Source organism: Flavobacterium xizangense (assembly GCF_054075145.1).
In genome coordinates this window covers 1-259 of sequence record NZ_JBSIPG010000176.1, presented here as the reverse complement: position 1 = coordinate 259, position 259 = coordinate 1, and the positions used below count along the sequence as shown (strand labels likewise).

Here is a 259-nt window from a genome sequence, read left to right as displayed (position 1 = left end):
AGAATTGATTTATGAAGACCAGAAAGAAGCAGCTTCGTTTCTAGAAAATATAACGAGAGTATATCGTTATATGATTTCAAATTCTAATAAAGATACGATTACGGTAAAAGAAGAAATCGAATTCCTAAACGCGTATTTTTATTTATTGAAGAAAAGATTGGGCGATAAAATCGATTTGAAAATTGAGATCGATTCTCCTTCTTTAGCGCTTCATTTACCGCCATTAACGTTGCAGTTATTGGTCGAAAATGCAGTAAAG

At 32.0% G+C, this 259-nt stretch carries 1 protein-coding gene; it reads left to right on the top strand.

Features of this window, described 5'->3' with window-relative positions; translation table 11 throughout:
• A partial coding sequence (locus ACWA1B_RS23005; RefSeq protein WP_456910971.1) for a histidine kinase occupies window positions 1–259 on the top strand: 259 nt, incomplete at both ends.